21 protein-coding genes are annotated in these 22,385 nt (G+C 70.6%); 8 read left to right on the forward strand and 13 right to left on the reverse strand.

The window, feature by feature from the left end; translation table 11 throughout:
• Positions 1-67 precede the first annotated feature (67 nt).
• Positions 68-448, reverse strand: a complete 381-nt coding sequence (locus tag QF027_RS05630; RefSeq protein WP_306985409.1) for a MarR family winged helix-turn-helix transcriptional regulator — start codon at positions 446-448, stop codon at positions 68-70.
• Between the two features lie 86 nt (positions 449-534).
• On the opposite strand from QF027_RS05630, the gene QF027_RS05635 reads away from it, so the two are divergent.
• The gene (locus QF027_RS05635; protein WP_306985407.1) at positions 535-2,022 is read left to right on the forward strand and encodes an MFS transporter; all 1,488 of its coding nucleotides are present in this window, start codon (positions 535-537) and stop codon (positions 2,020-2,022) included.
• 73 nt (positions 2,023-2,095) lie between these two features.
• Positions 2,096-2,383 carry a DUF6332 family protein gene (locus QF027_RS05640; RefSeq protein ID WP_306985405.1) on the forward strand — a complete coding sequence of 96 codons (288 nt, stop codon included), beginning with the start codon at positions 2,096-2,098 and terminating at the stop codon, positions 2,381-2,383.
• Here the strand turns inward: QF027_RS05640 and QF027_RS05645 are convergent.
• The 3 genes from QF027_RS05645 to QF027_RS05655 all read right to left on the reverse strand — a co-directional run bounded on the left by QF027_RS05645 (position 2,344) and on the right by QF027_RS05655 (position 5,057).
• Positions 2,344-3,009, reverse strand: coding sequence for a response regulator (locus tag QF027_RS05645; protein WP_306985402.1), 666 nt, complete (start codon positions 3,007-3,009; stop codon positions 2,344-2,346). The two genes, QF027_RS05640 and QF027_RS05645, sit on opposite strands and share 40 nt — an antisense overlap.
• Positions 3,006-4,241, reverse strand: a complete 1,236-nt coding sequence (locus QF027_RS05650; RefSeq protein ID WP_307073058.1) for a sensor histidine kinase — start codon at positions 4,239-4,241, stop codon at positions 3,006-3,008. The genes QF027_RS05645 and QF027_RS05650 overlap by 4 nt, the downstream gene beginning before the upstream one ends.
• A gap of 123 nt (positions 4,242-4,364) precedes the next feature.
• On the reverse strand, positions 4,365-5,057 hold the full coding sequence (locus QF027_RS05655) for a TetR/AcrR family transcriptional regulator (protein WP_307073060.1): 693 nt from the start codon (positions 5,055-5,057) through the stop codon (positions 4,365-4,367).
• Positions 5,058-5,190: 133 nt separating this feature from the next.
• Here QF027_RS05655 and QF027_RS05660 point away from each other — a divergent pair, with 133 nt between their 5' ends.
• The gene (locus QF027_RS05660; RefSeq protein WP_306985396.1) at positions 5,191-5,640 is read left to right on the forward strand and encodes a nitroreductase family deazaflavin-dependent oxidoreductase; all 450 of its coding nucleotides are present in this window, start codon (positions 5,191-5,193) and stop codon (positions 5,638-5,640) included.
• Between the two features lie 4 nt (positions 5,641-5,644).
• Here QF027_RS05660 and QF027_RS05665 read toward each other — a convergent pair whose 3' ends face one another.
• The gene (locus QF027_RS05665) at positions 5,645-6,916 is read right to left on the reverse strand and encodes a geranylgeranyl reductase family protein (RefSeq protein WP_306985394.1); all 1,272 of its coding nucleotides are present in this window, start codon (positions 6,914-6,916) and stop codon (positions 5,645-5,647) included.
• Positions 6,917-7,049: 133 nt separating this feature from the next.
• Here QF027_RS05665 and QF027_RS05670 point away from each other — a divergent pair, with 133 nt between their 5' ends.
• The 3 genes from QF027_RS05670 (at position 7,050) to QF027_RS05680 (ending at position 10,224) form a co-directional block, all read left to right on the forward strand.
• Complete coding sequence (locus QF027_RS05670) at positions 7,050-8,405, forward strand: dipeptidase (protein WP_307073063.1); 1,356 nt, start codon at positions 7,050-7,052, stop codon at positions 8,403-8,405.
• A gap of 65 nt (positions 8,406-8,470) precedes the next feature.
• Positions 8,471-9,178, forward strand: coding sequence for an MBL fold metallo-hydrolase (locus QF027_RS05675; RefSeq protein ID WP_307073065.1), 708 nt, complete (start codon positions 8,471-8,473; stop codon positions 9,176-9,178).
• The gene (locus QF027_RS05680) at positions 9,118-10,224 is read left to right on the forward strand and encodes a protein kinase family protein (protein ID WP_307073067.1); all 1,107 of its coding nucleotides are present in this window, start codon (positions 9,118-9,120) and stop codon (positions 10,222-10,224) included. Before QF027_RS05675 ends, QF027_RS05680 begins: the two co-directional genes overlap by 61 nt.
• Here QF027_RS05680 and QF027_RS05685 read toward each other — a convergent pair.
• The 7 genes from QF027_RS05685 to QF027_RS05715 form a co-directional block, all read right to left on the reverse strand.
• Positions 10,125-11,246 (reverse strand): ABC transporter ATP-binding protein, encoded by a 1,122-nt coding sequence (locus tag QF027_RS05685; protein ID WP_307073069.1) that lies wholly within the window; start codon positions 11,244-11,246, stop codon positions 10,125-10,127. The genes QF027_RS05680 and QF027_RS05685 overlap by 100 nt on opposite strands.
• Positions 11,243-12,319: an ABC transporter ATP-binding protein gene (locus QF027_RS05690; RefSeq protein ID WP_306985384.1), complete on the reverse strand. Its 1,077-nt coding sequence runs from the start codon at positions 12,317-12,319 to the stop codon at positions 11,243-11,245. Before QF027_RS05690 ends, QF027_RS05685 begins: the two co-directional genes overlap by 4 nt.
• Positions 12,320-12,346: 27 nt before the next feature.
• Positions 12,347-13,339 carry an ABC transporter permease gene (locus tag QF027_RS05695; RefSeq protein ID WP_306985382.1) on the reverse strand — a complete coding sequence of 331 codons (993 nt, stop codon included), beginning with the start codon at positions 13,337-13,339 and terminating at the stop codon, positions 12,347-12,349.
• Between the two features lie 71 nt (positions 13,340-13,410).
• Positions 13,411-15,078, reverse strand: coding sequence for an ABC transporter substrate-binding protein (locus QF027_RS05700; protein ID WP_307073071.1), 1,668 nt, complete (start codon positions 15,076-15,078; stop codon positions 13,411-13,413).
• 79 nt (positions 15,079-15,157) lie between these two features.
• Positions 15,158-16,186, reverse strand: a complete 1,029-nt coding sequence (locus QF027_RS05705; RefSeq protein ID WP_307073073.1) for an ABC transporter permease — start codon at positions 16,184-16,186, stop codon at positions 15,158-15,160.
• 371 nt (positions 16,187-16,557) lie between these two features.
• Positions 16,558-17,598, reverse strand: coding sequence for an NUDIX hydrolase (locus QF027_RS05710; protein ID WP_307073075.1), 1,041 nt, complete (start codon positions 17,596-17,598; stop codon positions 16,558-16,560).
• Between the two features lie 143 nt (positions 17,599-17,741).
• Positions 17,742-17,936 carry a hypothetical protein gene (locus QF027_RS05715; protein ID WP_306985374.1) on the reverse strand — a complete coding sequence of 65 codons (195 nt, stop codon included), beginning with the start codon at positions 17,934-17,936 and terminating at the stop codon, positions 17,742-17,744.
• Positions 17,937-18,088: 152 nt separating this feature from the next.
• On the opposite strand from QF027_RS05715, the gene QF027_RS05720 reads away from it, so the two are divergent.
• A complete protein-coding gene (locus QF027_RS05720; RefSeq protein ID WP_306985372.1) occupies positions 18,089-20,101 on the forward strand; it encodes an NPCBM/NEW2 domain-containing protein in 2,013 nt (670 codons plus the stop codon).
• Positions 20,102-20,185: 84 nt separating this feature from the next.
• Here QF027_RS05720 and QF027_RS05725 read toward each other — a convergent pair whose 3' ends face one another.
• The gene (locus QF027_RS05725; protein ID WP_307073077.1) at positions 20,186-21,136 is read right to left on the reverse strand and encodes an ROK family protein; all 951 of its coding nucleotides are present in this window, start codon (positions 21,134-21,136) and stop codon (positions 20,186-20,188) included.
• Positions 21,137-21,331: 195 nt separating this feature from the next.
• Between QF027_RS05725 and QF027_RS05730 the strand changes: the two genes are divergently transcribed.
• Positions 21,332-22,381 carry a LacI family DNA-binding transcriptional regulator gene (locus tag QF027_RS05730; protein WP_306986802.1) on the forward strand — a complete coding sequence of 350 codons (1,050 nt, stop codon included), beginning with the start codon at positions 21,332-21,334 and terminating at the stop codon, positions 22,379-22,381.
• Positions 22,382-22,385 lie beyond the last annotated feature (4 nt).

Here is a 22,385-nt window from a genome sequence, read left to right on the forward strand (position 1 = left end):
GACATCGACGCCATCAACAAACACCTCACCGCCCGACAGCCATCGGCGGAACTTGTGCGGTGCAGCACTAGGACGGCTCCAACATCCTTGTCAGGACCGCGCGTTGCACCGGCAGGGCGTCGCCGTGCAACGCGCGTCCCTTCGATGTGAGGGACACCTGCACGCCCCGCCGGTCCTCCGGGCACATGCCGCGCTCGACGAGCCCGTCCTTCTCCAGCCGGGCGATCAGTCGCGACAGCGCGCTCTGGCTCAGATGGACCCGCTCGGAGATCTCCTGCACGCGGTAGGCGCAGCCGCCGTCGGCCAGGACGTCCAGCACCTCGAAGTCGCTGCCGCACAGGCCGTGTTGATGAAGAGCACGGTCCAGTTCGCACTGCGTGCGCGCGTGCAGCGCCAGGAGGTCCCGCCACTGTTCCGCGAGCTCCTGCTCGGGCTTCTTCGCCGCCATGGGCGGCACCGTAGCAGAGAAGAAGAATTATTGCATCAGAATTAAATGCGCTTGCATCCGATGCATGCGCATGTAATCTCTTCGGCATGACCTCTCCGCTCACCACCCCCACGGACCCTTCCTCAGCGGTCCGCTGGACACCCAGGCTCTGGGGCACCCTGCTGGTGCTGTGCGCCGCGATGTTCCTGGACGCGCTGGACGTGTCGATGGTCGGCGTCGCGCTGCCGTCCATCGGCGCCGACCTGGGCCTCTCCACCTCCACACTGCAATGGATCGTCAGCGGCTACATCCTCGGCTACGGCGGTCTCCTGCTCCTGGGCGGCCGGGCCGCCGACCTGCTGGGCCGGCGCCAGGTCTTCCTGATCGCCCTCGGCGTGTTCGCGGTCGCCTCACTGCTCGGCGGCCTCGTCGACTCGGGCCCGCTGCTGATCGCCAGCCGGTTCATCAAGGGCCTGAGCGCGGCCTTCACCGCGCCCGCGGGCCTGTCCATCATCACCACGACGTTCCCGGAGGGCCCGCTGCGCAACCGCGCGCTCTCCATCTACACCACCTGCGCCGCCACCGGCTTCTCCATGGGCCTGGTGCTGTCCGGCCTGCTCACCGAGGCCAGTTGGCGGCTGACCATGCTGCTGCCCGCGCCCATCGCGCTGATCGCGCTCGTCGCCGGACTCAGGCTGCTGCCGCGCAGCGCCCGCGAGAAGGACCACAACGGCTACGACATCCCCGGCGCTGTTCTCGGCACCGCCTCGATGCTGCTGCTGGTCTTCACCGTCGTCCAGGCTCCGGAGTCCGGCTGGGCCTCGGCCCGCACCCTGCTGTCCTTCCTCGCCGTGGCCGTACTGCTGACGGTGTTCGTCCTCGTCGAGCGGCGTTCGCCGGGTCCGCTGGTCCGGCTCGGCGTGCTGCGCTCCGGCACCCAGATCCGCGCCCAGCTCGGTGCCATGGCCTTCTTCGGCTCGTACGTGGGCTTCCAGTTCCTCGTGACCCTGTACATGCAGTCACTGCTCGGCTGGTCGGCGCTGCACACCGCGCTCGCCTTCCTGCCCGCGGGCGCGCTGGTGGCGGTGTCCTCGACGAAGGTCGGCTCGATCGTCGACCGGTTCGGCACTCAGCGGCTGATCCCGGCCGGCTTCGCACTGATGGTCGTCGGTTACGCACTGTTCCTGGGGGTCGACCTGGACCCGGGGTACGCCGCCGCGATCCTGCCGTCGATGCTGCTCATCGGCGCCGCCTGCGCACTGGTCTTCCCGTCGCTCAACATCCAGGCCACCAACGGCGTCGAGGACCACGAGCAGGGCATGGTCTCCGGACTGCTCAACACCTCGGTCCAGGTCGGCGGTGCGATCTTCCTGGCCGTCGTCACCGCCGTGGTGACGGCGGGCGCCCCCGAGAACGCCACCCCGCAGGCCGTCCTCGACAGCTACCGCCCCGGCCTTGTCGTGGTCACGGCCATCGCTGCGGCCGGGCTGCTGATCACCCTCACGGGACTGCGCGCCCCGCGTCGCCCGCAGCGGTCCGTCGTGGTCGTCAAGTCCACTGTGCAGGAGGCGGAGCGCGTCACCGTACGCGACTAGGGGGACGCCTCCGACACCGTGTGCCCGGCCGAGCTGCTTGCTCCGCCGGGCACACGGCTGTGAGACTTCAAGGGTGGAGACTCACGGGGGACGCCGGAACAAGGCCGAGCAGGACGCCATCACCGTCGAGACCGGATACGCCCTGTGCAGTGCGCTGTTCGCGGCGGCCGTGCTCTTCGGGGCGGTGGCCGGACCGGCGCTGCTGTTCGAACTGCCGGGAACCGTCGAGAAGTTGCTGCTGCGCATCGGGCTCACGATCGCGCCCGTGGTCTTCGTCGCCCGGGTGATCAGTGTGCTCGTGCGCTTCCGGAAGCAGAGCCCTCAGCCCAGCCAGCCCGGCCGCACCAACCCCGACTCGTAGGCCAGCACCACCAGTTGGGCGCGGTCGCGGGCGCCGAGCTTGACCATCGTGCGGCTGACGTGGGTCTTGGCGGTGAGGGGGCTGACGACCAGGCGGCGGGCGATCTCCTCGTTGGACAGGCCGATGCCGACCAGGGCCATCACCTCCCGTTCCCGTTCGGTGAGTTCGGCGAGGGCGCCTTCGGCCGCGGGTTCCTTGGAGCGGGCCGCGAACTCGGCGATGAGACGGCGGGTCACGCCCGGCGAGAGGAGCGCGTCGCCGTCGACCACGGCCCGTACGGCGCGCAGGAGTTCCTCCGGTTCGGTGTCCTTGACCAGGAAGCCGGAGGCGCCGGAACGGATCGCCTCGAAGACGTACTCGTCGAGTTCGAAGGTGGTGAGCATGACCACCCTCACGTCCTTCAACGCGTCGTCCTCCGTGATGCGCCGGGTCGCGGCGAGGCCGTCGAGCAGCGGCATCCGGATGTCCATCAGGACGATGTCCGGCCGCAGTTCGCGCACCCTGGCCAGCGCCTCCTCGCCGTCGGAGGCCTCACCGGCCACCTCGATGTCCGGCTGCGCGTCGAGCAGGGCCCGGAAGCCGGCCCGCACGAGTGACTGGTCGTCGGCGAGCAGTACGCGGATCACCGGTCGTCCTCCTTGGCCATCACCTTGAGCGGCAGTACGGCGAGCACCCGGAACCCTCCGTCGGGACGCGGGCCCGCCTCGATCGTGCCACCGAGTGCGGCGGCCCGCTCCCGCATTCCGGCCAGGCCGTTGCCGCTGCCGCCCGCGTCGGTTCCGGTCGCGGGTCCGTCGTCGTCGATACGCAGCCGTAGCGCACCGCCGTCGGGTTCGAGCCGCACCCGCGCGTGCCGCGATCCCGAGTGCCGTACGACATTGGTGAGCGCCTCCTGGACGATACGGAAGGCGGCGAGGTCCGCGCCGGGAGGCAGACCCGGCGCCGATCCCTCCAGCTCGACCGTGAGGCCCGCGCCCGCCGCCTGGGACACCAGCTCGGGCAGCCGGTCGAGGCCTGGCGCGGGGGCGCGCGGCGCGTCACCCGGGGTGCGCAGGGTGTCGAGCACCTGGCGCACCTCGCCGAGCGCCTCCTTGCTGGCGGCTTTGATGGTGGTGAGCGCGGTGCGGGCCTGTTCGGGGTCGGTGTCGAGGAGAGCGAGGCCGACGCCGGCCTGGACGTTGATGACGGAGATGCTGTGCGCGAGCACGTCGTGCAGCTCGCGGGCGATCCGCAGCCGCTCCTCGTCGGCGCGGCGCTGTGCGGCCCGGGCGCGTTCGGCGCGGTCCCGCGCCCACTGTTCGCGCCGGGTCCGGGCCAGCTCCGAGACGGCGACGATCGCGACGACCCAGGCGGCGATCACCCCCTCCTGCCCCCAGGGGGCGGCCGAGTCCCCGGAGGGCGGCAGCCACTGGTAGAGCCAGTGGGCCACCAGGACGTGTCCGGCCCAGAGCATGCCGAGCGCGGTCCAGGCGGCCTTGCGGTGCCCGGCCACGATGGCGTTGAAGCAGGCGAGGGCGACGGCGAGGAACACGGGCCCGTACGGATACCCGGCCCCCAGATAGACCATCGCGGCAGCCGCCGTACCGAAGACGACGAGCACCGGCCGCCGGTGCCGCCACAGCAGCAGCCCGGCACCGATCACCAGCAGCACCCGTGCGAACGCGTCGAGGTCGGCCCGCTCGCCGGCCTGCTGCCGGGCCGCGTAGTTCGACCCCGCGAGCACGAAGAACGTGAGCAGCAGGGTGGACGGCCACGGCCGGCGGGCGCCCTGCCCCTCGCCGGAACGCCGCCACCATGACGCCCCGTGCCCTCGCCACCGCGGCGGCTCTTCCCCGCGTACGCCCTGCTCACCGTCCATGACAGCCACGCTAGACGCCCCGACCCGGCCAGGGCGTCCCCCGAGCGCGGTGATCACGCGTACTCCCGGCGAAGTACGACGGCCCGGGGCATCCAGTGTGTCCACGGCCGGGCCGCACACCCTCTACCGCAGCCCCACGCCCCGTCCCAGCTCACCCACCGCGTGCCGGAAGAACGGCTCCCGGTCCTCCACCACCCGGTTGAAGTGGCCGAAGAGCTCGAAGCCGACGAGTCCGAAGAGCTGGGCCCAGGCCGCCACCATGGCCGCGGCCACCTCGGGCGGAAGGTCCGGGGCGAGGTCGGCGGCGATGCGGTCGGCCTCGGCGTGAAGGTCTTCGGGGACCGGGTGCAGTTCCTCCAGGCCCCCCGGGCCTTGGTGGGCGTCGCGCAGGACGCCGATCAGGAGGAGGCCCACGCGGGCGGCGGGTGGGACGGTCGTCCGGGGGGCGGTGTAGCCGGGGACCGGAGAGCCGTAGATGAGCGCGTACTCGTGCGGATGCTCCAGTGCCCAGTGGCGCACGGCCTCGCACACCGTGACCCAGCGCTCCAGCGGGCCCGCCCCCGCCACCGCCTCGTGCGCCCGCTCCGCGCTCTCCCCCAAGGAGTCGTACGCGTCGATGATCAGCGCGGTGAGCAGGTCGTCGCGGCTCGGGAAGTAGCGGTACAGCGCCGAGGAGACCATCCCCAGCTCACGTGCCACGGCTCGCAGCGAGAGCTTCGCCGCGCCCTCCGCCGCGAGCTGCCGGCGCGCCTCGTCCTTGATGGCGGCGGTGACTTCGATCCGGGCCCGGGCCCGGGCGCCTTGTGCGGTGCTCATAGGGCCAGTGTCCCACAGAGACAGAGCAGTGCACACAATCGAGAGCACTGCTCTTGCTTTGTGCCGACGATCCGTGCAGACTGGTCCTCACGAAAGCGAGAGCACCGCTCTCGCACATCTGATGGGGGTCACCATGTCGCAGCCGTACTACCTCAAGGGCAGCCCGCTCAACGTCCGCCTCAACGGCGTCATCGGCTGGCTCGCCCGGCACGGCTTCAGCCTGGCCGGTACCGCGGAGATGTCGGTGCGCGGCCGCAAGAGCGGGCAGATGCAGCGGATCCCGGTCAACCCGCACACGTACGAGGGCGGGCAGTACCTGGTCTCGGCGCGCGGTCACTCCCAGTGGGTGCGCAACATGCGGGCCGCCGGCGGCGGGGAGCTGCGGGTCGGCCGCAAGGTGCGCGAGTTCACCGCGGTGGAGCTCCCCGACACGGAGAAGCTCCCGATCCTGCGGACCTACCTGGAGAAGTGGGGCTGGGAGGTAAACCAGTACTTCCAGGGCGTGACCGCCAAGTCCTCCGACGGGGAGATCATCGCGGCCGCGACCGACCATCCGGTCTTCCGGATCACGGTCGGCAAGTGACCGGTCAGGACGTGGCCTCGCCGCCCGCCCCGCGCTCGGCGGGACGCGGGTCCAGCGCGGCCAGCGCCCGCTGGGCCATCGGCCGGCCCCGGACGAGCTCGCCCAGCGAGGTCGAACCCTGGGTGATCTCCTTGAACGCGTTCCACGCGGGCCGGAAACCCGTCAGTGCCGCGTGGAACAGGCCGGGACGGCGCTCGAACGCGGTCAGCAGCCGCTTGCCGACGCTCATCTCCACGCCGAGCCCCGCCTTGACGGCGAACGCGTAGTTCAGCGCCTGGCGCCGGGTGTCCACCGCGTCGTGGGCCTCCGCGATCCGCACCGCCCACTCCCCCGCGAGCCGTCCGGAGCGCAGCGCGAAGGAAATGCCCTCCCGGGTCCACGGCTCGAGCAGCCCCGCCGCGTCACCGCACACCAGCACCCGCCCGCGCGAGAGCGGCGAGTCCTCGGCACGGCAGCGGGTCAGGTGGCCGGAGGAGATGCTGGGTTCGAACCCGGCGAGACCGAGCCGCCCGATGAAGTCCTCCAGGTACCGCTTCGTGGCCGCGCCTTCACCACGCGCCGAGATCACCCCGACCGTCAGGGTGTCCCCCTTGGGGAAGACCCAGCCGTAACTGCCGGGCATCGGGCCCCAGTCGATGAGCACCCGCCCCTTCCAGTCCTCGGCCACGGTCTCCGGTACCGGGATCTCCGCCTCCAGGCCGAGGTCCACCTGGTCGAGCTTCACCCCGACATGCGCTCCTATGCGGCTGGCGCTGCCGTCGGCCCCGACGACCGCCCGCGCGAGCAGCGTCTCGCCGCCCTGGAGGACCACGGCGACCGTACGCCGGTCGGGCACCGACGAGCCGTGCTGCTCGACGCGCTGGACGGTGACGCCCGTGCGCAGCTCGGCGCCGGCCTTCTGCGCGTGCTCGACGAGCTGGTGGTCGAACTCGGGCCGGTTGATCAGCCCGAACAGCATCTGCTTGGAGCGCCGGGTGCGGGTGAAGCGGCCGTTGTTCGAGAAGGTGACCGCGTGCACCCGGTCCCGGAACGGCAGCTCGAAACCGGGCGGCAACGAGTCCCGCGAGGGGCCGATGATGCCGCCGCCGCACGTCTTGTACCGCGGCAGCTCGGCCTTCTCCAGCAACAGCACACGCCGTCCGGCCACCGCCGCCGCGTAGGCGGCCGAGGCCCCCGCGGGTCCCGCGCCCACCACGACGACGTCCCACACCCGCTGTCCGTCGTCCTGCACGCCGTCCGCCGAAGCGTCGTCCGCCGAAGAGTTCTCGCTGCTCACGATGGTCTGCTGCTCCCGATCAAGCCGTTGCCGCACCTGTCTCCCGCATCCTACGGCGGGCCCGCCCACAGACCACTGTGGGAGGATCTACGGCACTCACAGGTACAACGTCGCACCCACCAGGAGCGTGCCCATGTCGTCGAATCCGGTCGCCGAGACCGTCGCCTCGCTGATGCCCAGGGCGCAGGCGGAGCTCACCGAACTGGTGGCGTTCAAGTCGGTGGCGGACTTCGGCCAGTTCCCCAGGAGCGAGAGCGAGGCCGCCGCCCGCTGGGTCGCGGACGCGCTCACCGCCGAGGGCTTCGAGGACGTGGCACTGCTCGACACCCCGGACGGCACACAGTCGGTCTACGGCCACCTGCCCGGCCCCGCGGGCGCGAAGACCGTCCTCCTGTACGCCCACTACGACGTGCAGCCGCCGCTGAACGAGGCCGGCTGGACGACCCCGCCGTTCGAACTGACCGAGCGCGACGGCCGCTGGTACGGGCGCGGGGCCGCCGACTGCAAGGGCGGTGTGATCATGCACCTGCTCGCGCTGCGCGCCCTCAAGGCCAACGGCGGGGTGCCGGTCCACGTCAAGTTCATCGCCGAGGGCTCGGAGGAGCAGGGCACGGGCGGCCTGGAGCGGTACGCCGAGGCGCACCCCGGACTCCTGGACGCGAACGCCATCGTCATCGGCGACGCGGGCAACTTCCGCACCGGTCTGCCGACGGTCACCGCCACCCTGCGCGGCATGACCATGCTCCGCGTCCAGGTCGACACCCTGGAGGGCAACCTGCACTCCGGCCAGTTCGGCGGCGCGGCCCCCGACGCGCTGTCGGCGCTGATCCGCGTACTGGACTCGCTGCGCGCGAAGGACGGGACGACGGCGATCGACGGGCTCACCCCGGACGCGTCCTGGGACGGCCTGCAGTACGACGAGGAGCAGTTCCGCAAGGACGCCAAGGTCCTGGACGGCGTCGACCTGATCGGTGACGGCACGGTCGCCGACCGCATCTGGGCCCGCCCGGCCGTGACGGTCCTCGGCATCGACTGTCCGCCGGTCGTCGGCGCCACCCCGTCCGTGCAGGCGAGCGCCCGTGCGCTGGTCAGCCTGCGGGTGCCGCCGGGCATCGACACCGACGAGGCGACCAAGCTGCTCCAGGCCCACCTGGAGACGCACACTCCGTGGGGTGCGCGCGTGAGCATCGAGCGGATCGGCCAGGGCCAGCCGTTCAGCGCGGACACCACCAGCCCGGCGTACGCGGCGATGGCCGACGCGATGGCGGTGGCCTACCCGGGCCAGGAGATGCAGTACGCCGGCCAGGGCGGCTCCATCCCCCTGTGCAACACCCTCGCGACGCTCTACCCGCACGCCGAGATCCTCCTCATAGGCCTGAGCGAGCCAGAGGCGCAGATCCACGCCGTGAACGAGAGCGTCTCCCCGCAGGAGCTGGAGCGCCTGTCGGTGGCGGAGGCCCTGTTCCTGCGCAACTACGCGGCGGGCTGAACCGCCGGGTCTGCTGTCGGCAGAAGGCCCTCGTCCGCGGACGGGGGCCTTTCTACGGTCGTCCCATGGACGTCATCGAGCTGCTCCCGCACCTCCACCTCCTGCGCTTCCCGGTCGGCCAGGCCTATCTCTGGCGCGACGGCGACGAGTCGACACTGATCGACGCCGGCCCGGCCGGATCGGCCGCGTCGATCGCCGCCTGCGTACCAGGGCGCCTACGACGGATCGTGCTCACCCACTTCCACGAGGACCATGTGGGCGGGGCGGGCGAGTTGGCCGCTCTGACCGGCGCCGAGGTGCTGGCACACCAGCTGGACGCGCCCGTCGTCCGAGGCGAAGTACCGGGCCCGCCACCAGTGTTCGAGGACTGGGAACGCCCCCTGCACGCGGAAGCCCTACGACACCTGCCGCAGGACGAGTTCGCGAGGCCGTCGAAGCTCACCGAGCTGTCCGACGGTGATCTGCTCGGCTTCGGCGGCGGGGCGCGGGTCGTCCATGTCCCGGGGCACACGCCCGGCAGTGTCGCGCTCCATCTCGCCGAGCACAACGTGCTGTTCACCGGGGACGCCGTGGCCGCCTCGCCTGTCGACGGGAACGTGATGCCCGGCGTGTTCAACGTCGACCGGGCCCAAGCCCTGCACTCCTTCGAGAAGTTGGCGGAACTCGGGCCGGACCTCGCGTGTTGCGGCCACGGGGGACCGATCATGGGGCCATGGCCTCCCCCACCCGTCTCAGCGCCCACGCCGACACCGCCGCCTCCCTCGCCCTCCTGAGCGACGACGCACTCGCCGACCTGGTGGCATCCGGCACGCCGGCAGGCACCGGCATCGGCGGACGGGCGACCCTGCTGGAGGTGGACGGTGCACGGATCTTCGTGAAGCAGGTGCCGCTCTCCGCCACCGAGCTCGAGCCCGACCACGTCCGCTCCACCGCGAACCTCTTCGGCCTGCCGCCCCACTTCCACTACGGCGTCGGGGCGATCGGCAGCCCCGGCTTCGGCGCCTGGCGTGAGCTGGCCGTGCACGAGATGACGACCGACTGGGTGCGCTCGGGCACTTTTCCGGGCTTCCCGCTGCTGCACCACTGGCGGGTGCTGCCCGGCCTCCCGCAGCCGCTCCCCGACGAGCTCGCCGACGTGGAACGGTGCGTGGCCTACTGGGGCGGTGGCCGCGAGCGCGTCGAGGCCCTGCGCACGGCGTCCGCGAGCCTGACCCTGTTCCTGGAGTACGTGCCGCACACCCTCCACGACTGGTTCTCCGCCCAACTGCGCACGGAGAACGCCGAGTCGGCCTGCGCCCTCGTGGAGCAGGGCCTCGAGGCCGTCACCGGCTTTCTCCGTGAGCAGCGGCAACTCATCCACTTCGACGCCCACTTCGGCAACATCCTCACCGACGGACACCGGCTCTACTTGACCGACTACGGGCTGTCCTTGTCGAGCCGCTTCCCACTCACCCCGCAGGAACGCGACTTCCACGACCGCCACCAGGGTTACGACCGCGCCTACGCCCTCTCCTATCTGGTGCACTGGCTGGTCGTCGACCAGTACGGCCTCGGCCGGGACGATCGCGAGGAGTTCATCCGCGCATGCGCCGACGGCAGGCACCCCGAGCAGATCCCCGCAGCGGCGGCCGCACTCATCTCGCGGCACGCCCGACTGGCAGTCGTGGTCGGCGACTTCAACCGGCGACTGGAACAGGAGAGCAGGCTCACCCCATACCCTCACGACGACGTCGAGGCACTGTCCTCCAGTGCGGTCAGGGCCGGATCGAGCACGATGTCCTCTCCGCGGGCCTCGACACTCGGCTCCTCCGGGAAGTGACAGGCTGTCAGGTGCCCCTCCGCGTTCCCCGCCACCCGCACCAGCGGCGGCTCCTCGGTCGCGCACCTGTCCTGGGCCTTCCAGCAGCGGGTACGGAAGCGGCAGCCGGACGGCGGGTCCACCGGCGAGGGCACGTCCCCGGCGAGCCGGATGCGCTCGCGCCGGCGGACGCCGTCCGGATCGGCCTCGGGCACCGCGGACAGCAGGGCGTGGGTGTAGGGGTGCCTCGGCCGCGTGTACAGCGTCTGCCGGTCGGCGACCTCGACGATCTTGCCGAGGTACATCACCGCGACCCGCTCGCAGAAGTGCCGTACGACAGCGAGGTCATGGGCGATGAAGACGAACGCGATGCCGAACTCCCGCTGCAGGTCCTGGAGCAGGTTGACGATCTGCGCCTGGATGGAGACGTCCAGCGCCGACACCGGTTCGTCGGCCACGATGAGCTTCGGCCGCAGCGCGAGCGCGCGGGCGATCCCGATGCGCTGACGCTGGCCCCCGGAGAACTCGTTCGGGTAGCGGTTGTAGTGCTCGGGGCTGAGACCGACCGTCTCCAGCAGTTCCTGGGCGCGCTTCTTGTGGCCCTGCGGCGGCTTGATGCCGTTGAGCCGCATCGGCGTCTCGACGATCGTGCCGACCGTGTGCCGGGGGTTCAGTGAGGAGTACGGGTCCTGGAAGATCATCTGGAGGTTCCGGCGCGCCTCCTTCATCCGGTTCTCCGGGGTGTGGGAGATGTCCTCGCCGTCGAACACGACCTTCCCGGCCGTGGGTTCCAGCAACCGTGTGATCAGGCGGCCCGTCGTCGACTTGCCGCAGCCGGACTCGCCGACCAGACCGAGCGACTGGCCCGCACCGACCGTGAAGTCGATGCCGTCGACGGCGTGCACGGCGCCGATCTGCCGCTGGAAGACGATGCCGTGGCGGATCGGGAAGTGCTTGGTGAGGCCGCTGACGTCGAGCAGGTGCTCGCCGGCGGCGGGCTGAGTGGTGCTCACTGCATGCTCCTGTTCGTCCGCCGCGGTCACTGCGCGGTCCCGGCGGCCGTACGCACGCGGATCTCTTGCCTGGTCTCCGGGGTGAGGTGGCAGGCGGCGAGGTGCCGGCCGGTGCCGGGGACGGCCACCAGTTCGGGCCGCTCCGTCGCACAACGCCCCTCCGGCACCCAGCCCTTGTAGGTGCAGCGGGGGTGGAAGGCGCAGCCTCCGGGAGGGTTGATGAGGCTGGGCGGTGACCCGGCGATCGGGTTCAGCCGCCGTTCGACGTCCCCGGTGATCTGCGGCATCGACTCCAACAGCCCCCAGGCGTAGGGGTGCTGGGGTTCCTTGAGTACATCGTGCACGGTGCCGTACTCGATACGGCGGCCGCCGTACATCACCAGGATGTCGTCTGCGATGTCGGCCACCACGCCGAGGTCGTGGGTGATGAGGATGACGGCGGAGCCGAACTCCTCCTGGAGATCCCGGATCAGATCCAGGATCTGTGCCTGGACGGTGACGTCCAGGGCCGTCGTCGGCTCGTCGGCGATGAGCAGCTCGGGGTCGCAGACCAGGGCCATGGCGATCATGGCGCGCTGGCGCATGCCGCCGGAGAACTGATGGGGATAGTCCCGGATCCGGCGTTCGGGCTGCGGGATGCCGACCCGTTTCAGCATCTCCACCGCACGCTCCCGGGCCTCCTTCTTCGAGACCCTGTGGTGGACCCGGTAGGCCTCGGCGATCTGGGCGCCGACGGTGAAGTAGGGGTGCAGGGCGGACAACGGGTCCTGGAAGATCATGGAGACGGTCCGGCCGCGCAGGGCGCGCATGTCGTGCTCCGGAAGGGCGACCAGGTCCCTGCCGTCCAGCCGGATCTCCCCGGAGACGACTGCGCGTGTGCCCTTGTGCAGCCCGAGCAGGGCCAGCGAGGTGACCGACTTCCCCGAGCCGGACTCGCCGACGATGCCGAGGGTGCTGCCCTTGTCCAGGGTGAACGAGACTCCGTCGACGGACTTGACGATCCCGTCCTCAGTCGGGAAGTGCACGCGCAGGTCCCGTACGTCGAGGAAGGGGGCGGCCGCGGGATCGACGTCCGCCGGTTGCGGTGAGGTCTGGAGGGACACGGGTTTTCCTTGCTGCGGTGAGGGGGCTCAGGCGAGGCGGACACGGGGGTCGACGAGGCCGTAGACCACGTCGACGACCACGTTGGCGAGCACGACGAACGTGGCCGCGAAGAGCGTGGTGCCGAGGATGACCGGCAGGTCGGAGTTCTGCACCGAGTCGACCGCGAGCTTGCCGATGCCGTTGATGCCGAACACCGATTCGGTGATGACCGCGGAGCCGCCGATCAGCGAGCCGACGTCCATGCCGAAGATGGTCAGGATCGGGGTGATGGCGGCCCGCAGGCCGTGCTTGAGAACGACCTTGCCGCTGGACAGGCCCTTGGCCCGGGCGGTGCGCATGTAGTCCTCGGCGAAGACCTCCAGCATGGAGGAGCGGGTGAGGCGGGTGTACATCGCGAGGTAGACGATGACCAGGGTGGCCCACGGCAGGATCAGGCCCTCGAACCAGGCGCTCGGGTCCTGGGTGATCGGGGTGTAGCCGGAGGCGGGCAGGATCTGCCACTTGTCGACGAACAGGTAGAGCAGCAGCAGCCCGACGAAGTAGATCTGCACGGAGACACCGAGCAGGGCGAGTCCCACCGCCGCCTTGTCGGCGGCCTTGCCCCGGCGGACGGCGGCGAGCGTGCCGAGGCCGACGCCCAGGACCAGGAAGAACACCGCGGCGCCGAGTCCGAGCGAGAGGTCCGCGGGGAAGTCGCCCAGCAGGGTGCTGAGGACGGGGGTGTCGGTCTGGAAGGAGATGCCGAGGCAGGGCGCGCCGCAGTGCACGCGCAGGCTCTGGTCTCCGTAGTCCCGGCCGACGAAGAGGCCCTTGAAGAACTCCCAGAACTGGGTGAGGAAGCTCTGGTCGAGCCCGAGCGAATGCTTGATCTCGGTCAGCCGGGAGGGCGAGCAGGTCTTGCCGCAGGCCAGGAGCGCGGGGTCGGACGGCAGCGCGAAGAAGATCACGAAGGTGATCACGGTGATCACCAGCAGGATCGCGGCCGCTGCCAGCAGGCGCCGGATGAGGTAACGAACCATGTCGTGCTGGACCCTGACGTGAGAGGGGTGCCCGCCGGCCGGGGACCGCCGGCGGGCCGAGGTGGGGTGGGTCAGCTCTTGACGTACACGTGGACGAGGCTGGGCTCGGCGAGGATGGGGTCCGGGATGACCCCGCCGACCTTGGAGCCCGCCAGTTCGCTGAAGTTCATGTACATCAGCGGGACCACCGCGGCGTCCTTCATGATCTGCTCGTCCAGAGCGCCGTAGGCGGCGTCGGCCTGCTTGACGTCGGTCATCTTGGCGATCTTGTCGATCTGCGCGTTGACCGCGGGGTCGTTCAGGTAGGCCAGGTCCTGGTTGGACTGCGGCAGCTTGGCGATCTGCCGTCCGTCGAAGAGCACGGGCAGCACGGTGGAGGCGTTCGGCCAGTCCGCGATCCAGTCGACCCAGCTCAGGTCGTACTGGTTCTTCACGTTGTCGATCGTGCTGAAGTAGTTCGCCGCGTCGATCGGCGTGATGTTCACGGTGATGCCGATCTTCCCGAGCGAGGCCTTCACCGCGTCGGCGAAGTGCTCCTCGGTCGTGGTGTTCTCCACCGCCAGCGACATGGTGATCTTGGGGTTCCCGGCCTGCTTCATGAGCGCCTGGGCCTTGGTGAGGTCGCCCGCGGGGTTGGTGCTGTAGAGGTTGAACTTCTGGTAGCCGTCGATGCCGGGGCTGAGCATGGTGCTCGCGTAGTCGCCGTACGCCGAGCCACCGAACGCGCCGCGGACGGTCGTCTTGTCGATCGCGTCCTCGATGGCCTGACGGACCTTCAGGTCCTTGACCCGGGTGGTGTTGATCGCGAGGTAGTTGATGCCAGGGGCCGGGATCTTGTAGAGGCGTGACTTCAGTGACGGGTCGCTGGAGATCGTCGTGAGGTCGGAGCCCGCGATCGGCCACTGCATGATCGAGGTCTGGGCGGCGCCGGCGTCGGACTTGATCTGCTGGTCGATCGCCGACTGGTCCTGGCCGAGTTTCACGTCGATCTCATTGACGTTCTGCTGCCGGATCGGGTCGGTCGACTGCTTCCAGCGCGTGTTCTTGGCGAGGACGACTTCCTTGTTCTTGGTGTACGACTTGATCATGTACGGCCCGTCGGACCAGACGTGTGTGTCGTACGTGGACCCCGTGTCGTGGGCCTTGGGCACCCCGGACCAGCCGGGCATGGCGGTGGTCTCGTTGAAGTCCGCGACGGGCTGGACGAGATGGAACACGATCGTGGACGCGTCGGGCGTCTGGATGGAGGCGAGCTCCTTGCCCGAGTAGGGCCCCTTGTAGGAGGAGCCGCCGACCAGCCACTGACTGGCGTACGGCGGACCGCCGTTGATGTCGGGCGAGAAGGCCCGCTCGACGCCGTACTTGACGTCCTGCGCCGTGACCGCCGTGCCGTCCTGCCACACGACGCCCTTGCGCAGGTGGAAGGTCCACACCGTGTCGCCCTTGCTGGGTGTTCCCGTGTCGGTGGCCAGATCGCCGACGAGCTTGGGCTGGGAACCCGTCTCGTCCCATCCGGTCAGGGTGCGCACGAGCTCCTGGTCCATGCTCGAACCCTCGGTCGTGTAGACGCGCTGCGGGTCGAGGTGGTCGAAGTCGGCGTGGTCTAGGACGGTCAGCGTGCCGCCCTTGGTCGGGGAGCCGCTCCCGGTGGTGCTGGAGGAGCCCCCGCATGCGGTGGCCCCCAGGGCGATCGCCACGGCGGTGGCCGCGAGCGCGATCGAGCGCCTTCTGCGCGTCATTGGGTAACACTCCGTTCTTCTACGGCTCGGCGGTGCGACCCAAGTGGGGCCGTGCGTGCCGGTGTTGAGGGGGACCGCGTCAGCTGCGGGCCGCGCGGGGATCGAGGGCGTCCCGGACTCCGTCTCCGAGGAGGTTGAGCCCGAGGACGAGGACCAGGAGCAGGACGCCGGGGACGAACAGGTACATCGGGTCCTGGAGGAAGTACTGGGACGCGTCCGACAGCAGCGCTCCCCAGTCCGGATTGGGCGGGATGACACCCACGCCGAGGTACGACAGGGCCGCCTCGGTGGTGATGTTCTGGGGGACGGCCAGCGCGAAGGAGATCAGGACCGGCGCCCACAGGTTCGGCAGCAGCTGGCGGAAGAGGATGTGCCACCGGCCGGCGCTCATGATCCGCGCGGCGTCGACGAACTCCCGCTCCCGCAGCGACAGGACCTGCCCGCGCACCAGCCGGGCGGTGTAGGCCCAGGCGAACACCGCGATGTTGAGGACGAGGACCAGCAGCCGGAGGTTCTCGTCGGTGCCGCCGTGGCTGTTGGTCTGCATCGCGTTCTGGATGACCGGGGTCAGCGCGATGATGAACAGCAGTTGCGGGAAGGCCAGCATCACGTCCATGATCCGCGACAGCACGGAGTCGACCCAGCCGCCGGAGTACCCCGCGGCGAGGCCCGCCACGACACCGACGACGGTGGACAGCACGGCCGAGGCGAAGCCGACGAGGAGCGAGGTGCGCAGGCCGTAGACGATCCGGGCGAACAGGTCGTAGCCCGTGCCCGGTTCGACCCCCAGCAGGTGGGTGAGGCCGATGCCGCCCAGCGCGCCGCGCGGGAAGTTGCCGGTGTCCGGGTCGATCGCCTTGCCGTCGGGGGTGATCGGCCCCCAGCCGGTGGTCGCCGTCAGGACCGGAGCCAGCAGCGCGACCAGGATGAACAGGACGGTGATCACGAACGCGATCAGGGTGACCTTGTCCCGTCTGATGCGCCGCCAGGCCATACGGGCGGGCGAACGCCCGGTGATGACCGCGTCGTCGCTCCGCGGGTGCGGCGACGGTTCACCGGCTTGGGTGGTGCCGGTGTCGGCGGGCATCGGCTGCTGTTGCGTCGTCATCGTGCGGACGTCCCGGGGATGTGCTGGGGTCGGCGCGGAGTTTTCGCCGTCGCCGGCGGACAGGGTCTCGTCATGGGGCTGTCGTTCTCCGGGGGAGAGACGGCGGTCGCCGGCCGTTGTCGGCGCCGTGAGACTGAGCGGACTGTCGCAACACGCCGAGAGTCCGGTCAAGGCAGAAAATGACCGAAAGCGGATTGTTTGCGCTCGTTGCCAAGAGTTGACGAGGGCGGGACGTTTCGTTAGCTCTCATATGGAGGTATCGCGACGATTCCCTTGGCTTGTTCTCGCCCTCCGCTTGCCTGAGTCGAACATGCCTCGAACATGGCGAAGCCCCGTCGGCACCGCATGCCGACGGGGCCTACCCCCGGACGTCAGCCGAACGGAACCCCGGCTTCCAGGTAGAGCGCGGCCCCGCGTTCCCGGGCCCGCAGCGCCCACCGCAACCGCTCGTAGCGCACCGGCGGCAACAGCTCGGCGGCCTCCTCCTCGCTGGCGAAACACCAGCCGCGCAGCTCGGGACCGGGCAGCAGAACCGCCTGTGCCCGGGCGGAGTCCAGCCGGCCGCCGTCGAAGAGGAGGCGCAGTCCGCCGTATCCGGGAGGCGCGGGCGGCTCCCAGTCGACGACGAGGAGACGCGGTACGTCCTCCAGCTGGATGCCGGTCTCCTCGGCGACCTCGCGCACACCGGCCCGGGCAGGCGCCTCACCGGGCTCGACGACACCGCCGGGGAACTCCCAGCCGGCCTTGTAGGTGGGGTCGACGAGCAGCACCCGGTCCTGCTCGTCGAAGAGAAGGACCCCGGCGGCCACGGTCTCGGCGCTGGGCTCGGGGGTCTGCACGATGTCGCACACCGGCACGGTCCCGGCGCCGAGGTCCTCGGCGATGCGGGCGGCCGTCTCGTACGGGGTGAGCGCGCCGGTGTCGATCAGGTGGGCGTCGGCGGTGAGCCAGGAGGCGAGGGCTGCCCGGTAGGGCGCGATGTGGTCGTACGCCCAATGCCCCTGCCCCATCTCGCCCGGTGGAAGGGTAGGCGGGGTCTCCCGCCTGGCTATTCGCTCGCGCAGGATCGTTTCCGCCGGAGCGAGGAGAACATGCCGGACGGCGATCCGGCGGGCGGCGAGGCCGCCGAAGATCTCGTCGCGGTACTCCTGGCGCAGCAGGGTCAGGGGGACCACGAGGGTCCCGCCGAGCTCGGCGAGCATCGCGGCCGCCGTGTCGATCACCAGACGTCGCCAGATCGGCAGGTCCTGGACGTCGCCGACCTCGGTGAGGTGCTTGGGCGGCAGCAGACGCACGACCGCCGCGCCGATGTCCTCGGGGTCGAAGAGCGTGCTGTTCGGGATCAGTTCGATCAGTTCCCGTGCGGCGGTGGTCTTCCCCGCACCGAACGCGCCGTTGATCCAGACGATCACGGACTCCCCCTCTTCTGTTGGGCCCCCTGAGGCTTGCCCGCTCCACCCTGCCACGGAAACCAGCCGCAGATGAGGGCGCACGAACGCGGCACCGGGGCCCCTCGTCCAGAGGGGCCCCGGTGCCGCGGTCCGCGCAGGCCTTGTCAGCCGTTCCCCCCGAGGGCGGTCCCGTCCACGCCGTCCGGACTGTCGCCGGCGACGGTGTGGTCGAGGGTGCTGAGGGTCTTGTCGACGTCGACGTGGTCGAGGTCCTCACCCAGGGCGTGCGAGGGAGTGACTGCCGCGACGACGAAGCCGGTGGCGAGGGAGGCGATGGCGAGCATGCTGCGCTTCTTCATGGCCTGATCAACGTCGCCGGACGGAATGGGTCACGCTGCCCTACGCGCGCCGCTCTCTTCCACCACAGTCCAACAGGTCCTACCTTTAACCCACACCGAATGACGCGTACATGCCGTCATCGCACCTTCTGCCGGTTCGGAGGAACGTAACGATGCGTCACCTTCACACCCGCACAACCCGCCGAAGGACGGTCGCCGCACTCACCGTGCTGCTGTTCGCGGTGTCCGGGGCCCCCGCCGTCGCGGACGAGGAGGGGCCGACGTCACCCGCCCTGGCCGACGGCCTGGCCCTCACCCCGCCCATGGGCTTCAACAACTGGAACTCCACCCACTGCCGGGCCGAGTTCAATGAGTCCATGGTCAAGGGCATCGCGGACATCTTCGTCGAGAAGGGCCTCAAGGACGCCGGGTACCAGTACGTCAACCTCGACGACTGCTGGGCCCTGCCGGCCCGGGACGCGGACGGCAAGCTCGTCCCGGACCCGGCCCGCTTCCCGAACGGCATCAAGGCCGTCGCCGACTATGTGCACTCCAAGGGTCTCAAACTCGGCATCTACTCCAGCGCTGGCACGAAGACGTGCAGCAGCTCCGGCTTCCCGGGTGCGCTGGGCCACGAGTACAGCGACGCCCAGCAGTTCGCGGACTGGGGCGTCGACTACCTCAAGTACGACAACTGCAACAACCAGGGCGTGGACGCCAAGCTGCGCTACACGACCATGCGCGACGCCCTGAAGGCGACCGGCAGACCGATCGTCTACAGCATCTGCGAATGGGGCCAGAACAAGCCCTGGGAGTGGGCCGCCGACGTCGGCCACCTGTGGCGCACCACCGGCGACATCAGCGACACCTGGGGCTCGATGCTCTCGATCCTCAAGCAGAACCTGCCCCTCGCGCCCCACGCGGGCCCCGGGCACTGGAACGACCCCGACATGCTGGAGGTCGGCAACGGCGGCATGACGGCCACCGAGTACCGCTCGCACTTCTCGATGTGGTCGGTCATGGCGGCCCCCCTGCTCATCGGCAGCGACCTGCGCACGGTCTCCGACGAGACCTTCGAGATCCTCGGCAACAAGGAGGTCATCGCCGTCGACCAGGACCCCCTGGGCAAGCAGGGATCCGTCATCTCCTCCGGGGGCGGACGCTGGGTCGTCGCCAAGGAGATGAAGGACGGCAGCCGCGCGGTCGCCCTGTTCAACGAGTCGGGCAGCCCGCAGCGCATCGCCACCACCGCCGCGGCCCTCGGCCTGCCCGACGCCGCCGCGTACACCCTGCGCGACCTGTGGCAGCACAAGAGCTACAACACGGCGGGCACGATCTCGGCGACCGTCCCCGCGCACGGAACGGTCCTCGTACGGGTCTTTGCCGACCGCAGGTGGACCCAGCACCCGCCCGCCGTCGAACTCGGCCTGGACGGCAGTCCGTTGGTCCAGGCCGGCACGCGGGCCCCGTTGACGACGACCGTCACCGACCTGGGACGCACCCCGGCCGGGCAGGTCTCCGTACGGCTGTCCGGCCCGGGGGGCTGGGCTGTGAAGCCGACCTCGCCGACCACCTCCGCAGCCCTGTCCACGGGCCGCTCGCTGCGCACGACGTGGACGGTCACCGCTCCACAGGGGACGCCGACGGGGTCGTACGACCTGACGCTCAAGGCGAGTTACCGCTCACCGGCCGGTGTCCGGGTCGAGAACGTCCTGCCGTTCACCGCGACCGTGGTGGTGCCGCCGCCGACGGGGACCTCAGAACTCGGTGACCTTCCGTGGCTGTCGGCCGCCAACGGCTACGGTCCCGTGGAACGCAACACCAGCAACGGGGAGAGCTCCGCGGGCGACGGTCATCCGATCACCATGGGCGGGGTGGTCTACGCCAAGGGGCTCGGCGTGCACGCGGAGAGCGCCGTCGAGTACTACACGGGCGCGGCCTGCGAGACCGTCACCGCCGACGTCGGCGTCGACGACGAGAAGGGCGCGAACGGCACCGTCGCCTTCGAGGTCTGGGCGGACGGCACCAAGGTGGCGTCCACCGGCGTCCTCACCAACGCCATGCCGGCCGAGCCGCTCACCGCGGACATCACCGGCGCCCGGCTGGTCCGGCTCGTCGTCACCGACGGCGGGGACGGCATCGACTCGGACCACGCGGACTGGGCGGACGCGCGGTTGAGCTGCTGACGGCGCTTGGTGGCCGGGTCTTCGGACCCGGCCGCCAAGTGAACGTTTCCGCCGACATCGCCGGCGCCTCGCACCGCCTCGGCGTCAGACCGCCGCTGCCGTGTCCGCCTGCTTCGCGAGCGCCGCCGCGGCTGCGCCGACCAGCCCCGCGTCCGTGCCCATCTGGGCGGGCACGATCGTCAGGCGCTGGACGAAGGAGAGCGTCGCGTAGTCGCCCAGCGCCTTGCGCAGCGGTTCGAAGAGGACGTCACCCGCCTTGCCGACCCCGCCGCCGATGACGGCGATGTCGATCTCGACGAGGGTCGCGGTGGCGGCGATGCCGGCGGCGAGCGCCTGGGCGGCCCGCTGGAAGGAGGCCACGGCGACCGGATCGCCGCCCCGGGCAGCGTCGGCCACCGCGGCGGCGGACGTGTCGCCGTCAGGACCGGGCCGCCAGCCGTTCTCCAGTGCGCGCCGGGCGATGTTCGGACCGCTGGCTATGCGCTCCACACAGCCGCGCGCGCCGCACGGGCACGGGTCGCCGTCGAGGTCGACGCTGATGTGCCCGATGTGCCCGGCGTTGCCGGTGGGCCCGGCGTGCAGTTGGCCGTTCAGCACCAGCCCGCCTCCCACACCGGTCGACACGACCATGCACAGCGCGTTGTCGTGACCACGGGCGGCGCCCTGCCAGTGCTCCGCCGCCGTGATGGCCACACCGTCGCCGATCAGCTCGACGGGGAGCCCTCCGGCCGCCTCGCGAACCCTGCTGACCAGCGGATAGTCGCGCCAACCGGGCACGTTCACCGGGCTCACGGTGCCGGTGGAGGCGTCCACCGGGCCCGCGCTGCCGATACCGAGGGCGCCCGCGCGTCCCCACAACGGCGAGTCCGTGAGCTCGCCGAGGGTCTCCACGACGGCGCGCATCACGGTGTCGCCGTCCTCCTGCGCGGGCGTGGCGCGCTGTGCCCGGAGCAGGATCCGGCCGTGGCCGTCCACCAGCGCTCCGGCGATCTTGGTGCCGCCGATGTCGAGCGCAGCCACGAGGTCGGTGTGCATCAGTGTCAGTTCTCCCCGGTCAACCTTGAGGAATGGACAGGCCGGTCTCGCGGTGGGGGCGCCGGCCGACGGATTGCGGTGGACAGTGTCTCCCGCATCTGACAACGTTGTCCAGGCTCTATGCTCGACGCCATATCCTCATACAAAATCATGGACCGCCGCATCCCCGTCGACTACAGGACAGGACGCCGTATCGTGCCCGACACCCACAGCCGAGCAGACCGCCTCGCCACGAGCCGGTACGGCAACCGTCCGACCATGAAGGACGTGGCCGCGCGGGCCGGCGTCGGGCTCAAGACGGTCTCCCGTGTGGTCAACGGCGAACCGGGGGTCACACCCGAGACGGAGCACCGGGTGCGGGAGGCCATCGAGGCCCTCGGCTTCCGCCGCAACGACAGCGCGCGCGTCCTGCGCAAGGGCCGTACCGCCAGCATCGGCCTGGTCCTGGAGGACCTCGCCGACCCGTTCTACGGCCCCCTCAGCCGTGCGGTGGAGGAGGTGGCCCGGGCCAACGGCGCCCTGCTCATCAACGGCTCCAGCGCCGAGGACCCGGAGCGCGAGCAGGAACTGGTGCTGGCGCTGTGCGCCCGGCGCGTGGACGGCCTCGTGGTCATCCCGGCCGGTGACGACCACCGTTATCTGGAGCCGGAGCTGAAGGCGGGCGTGGCCACGGTGTTCGTGGACCGTCCGGCGGGCCGGATCGACGCCGACGTCGTCCTCTCCGACAACTTCGGCGGTGCCCGCGACGCCGTGGCCCACCTCATCGCCCATGGCCACCGGCGGATCGGTTTCATCGGCGACATGCCCCGTATCCACACGGCCGCCGAGCGGCTGCGCGGGTACCGGGCCGCCATGGAGGACGCCGGCATCGAGGTGGCGGACGCCTGGACGTCGCTGGGTGTCACCGACCCGGTGCGGGTGCGCGGGGCGGCCGAGGGGATGCTCTCCGGCCCCTCCCCCGTCACCGCGATCTTCACCGGCAACAACCGGGTGACGGTCACCGTGATCCGTGTCCTGGCCGAACACACCCGCCGAGTCGCCCTCGTCGGCTTCGACGACATCGAACTCGCCGATCTGCTGCAGCCGGGCGTCACGGTCGTCGCCCAGGACGCTGCGACGCTGGGCCGTACGGCCGCCGAGCGGCTGTTCCGCCGGCTGGACGGCACGCTGCCGACGCCGGAGCGGATCGAACTGCCGACCCGGCTGATCACCCGGGGCTCGGGCGAGCTGCCGCCGGCGGACTGAGCAG

Source organism: Streptomyces canus, assembly GCF_030816965.1.
GTDB classification, from domain to species: Bacteria; Actinomycetota; Actinomycetes; order Streptomycetales; family Streptomycetaceae; genus Streptomyces; species Streptomyces canus_E.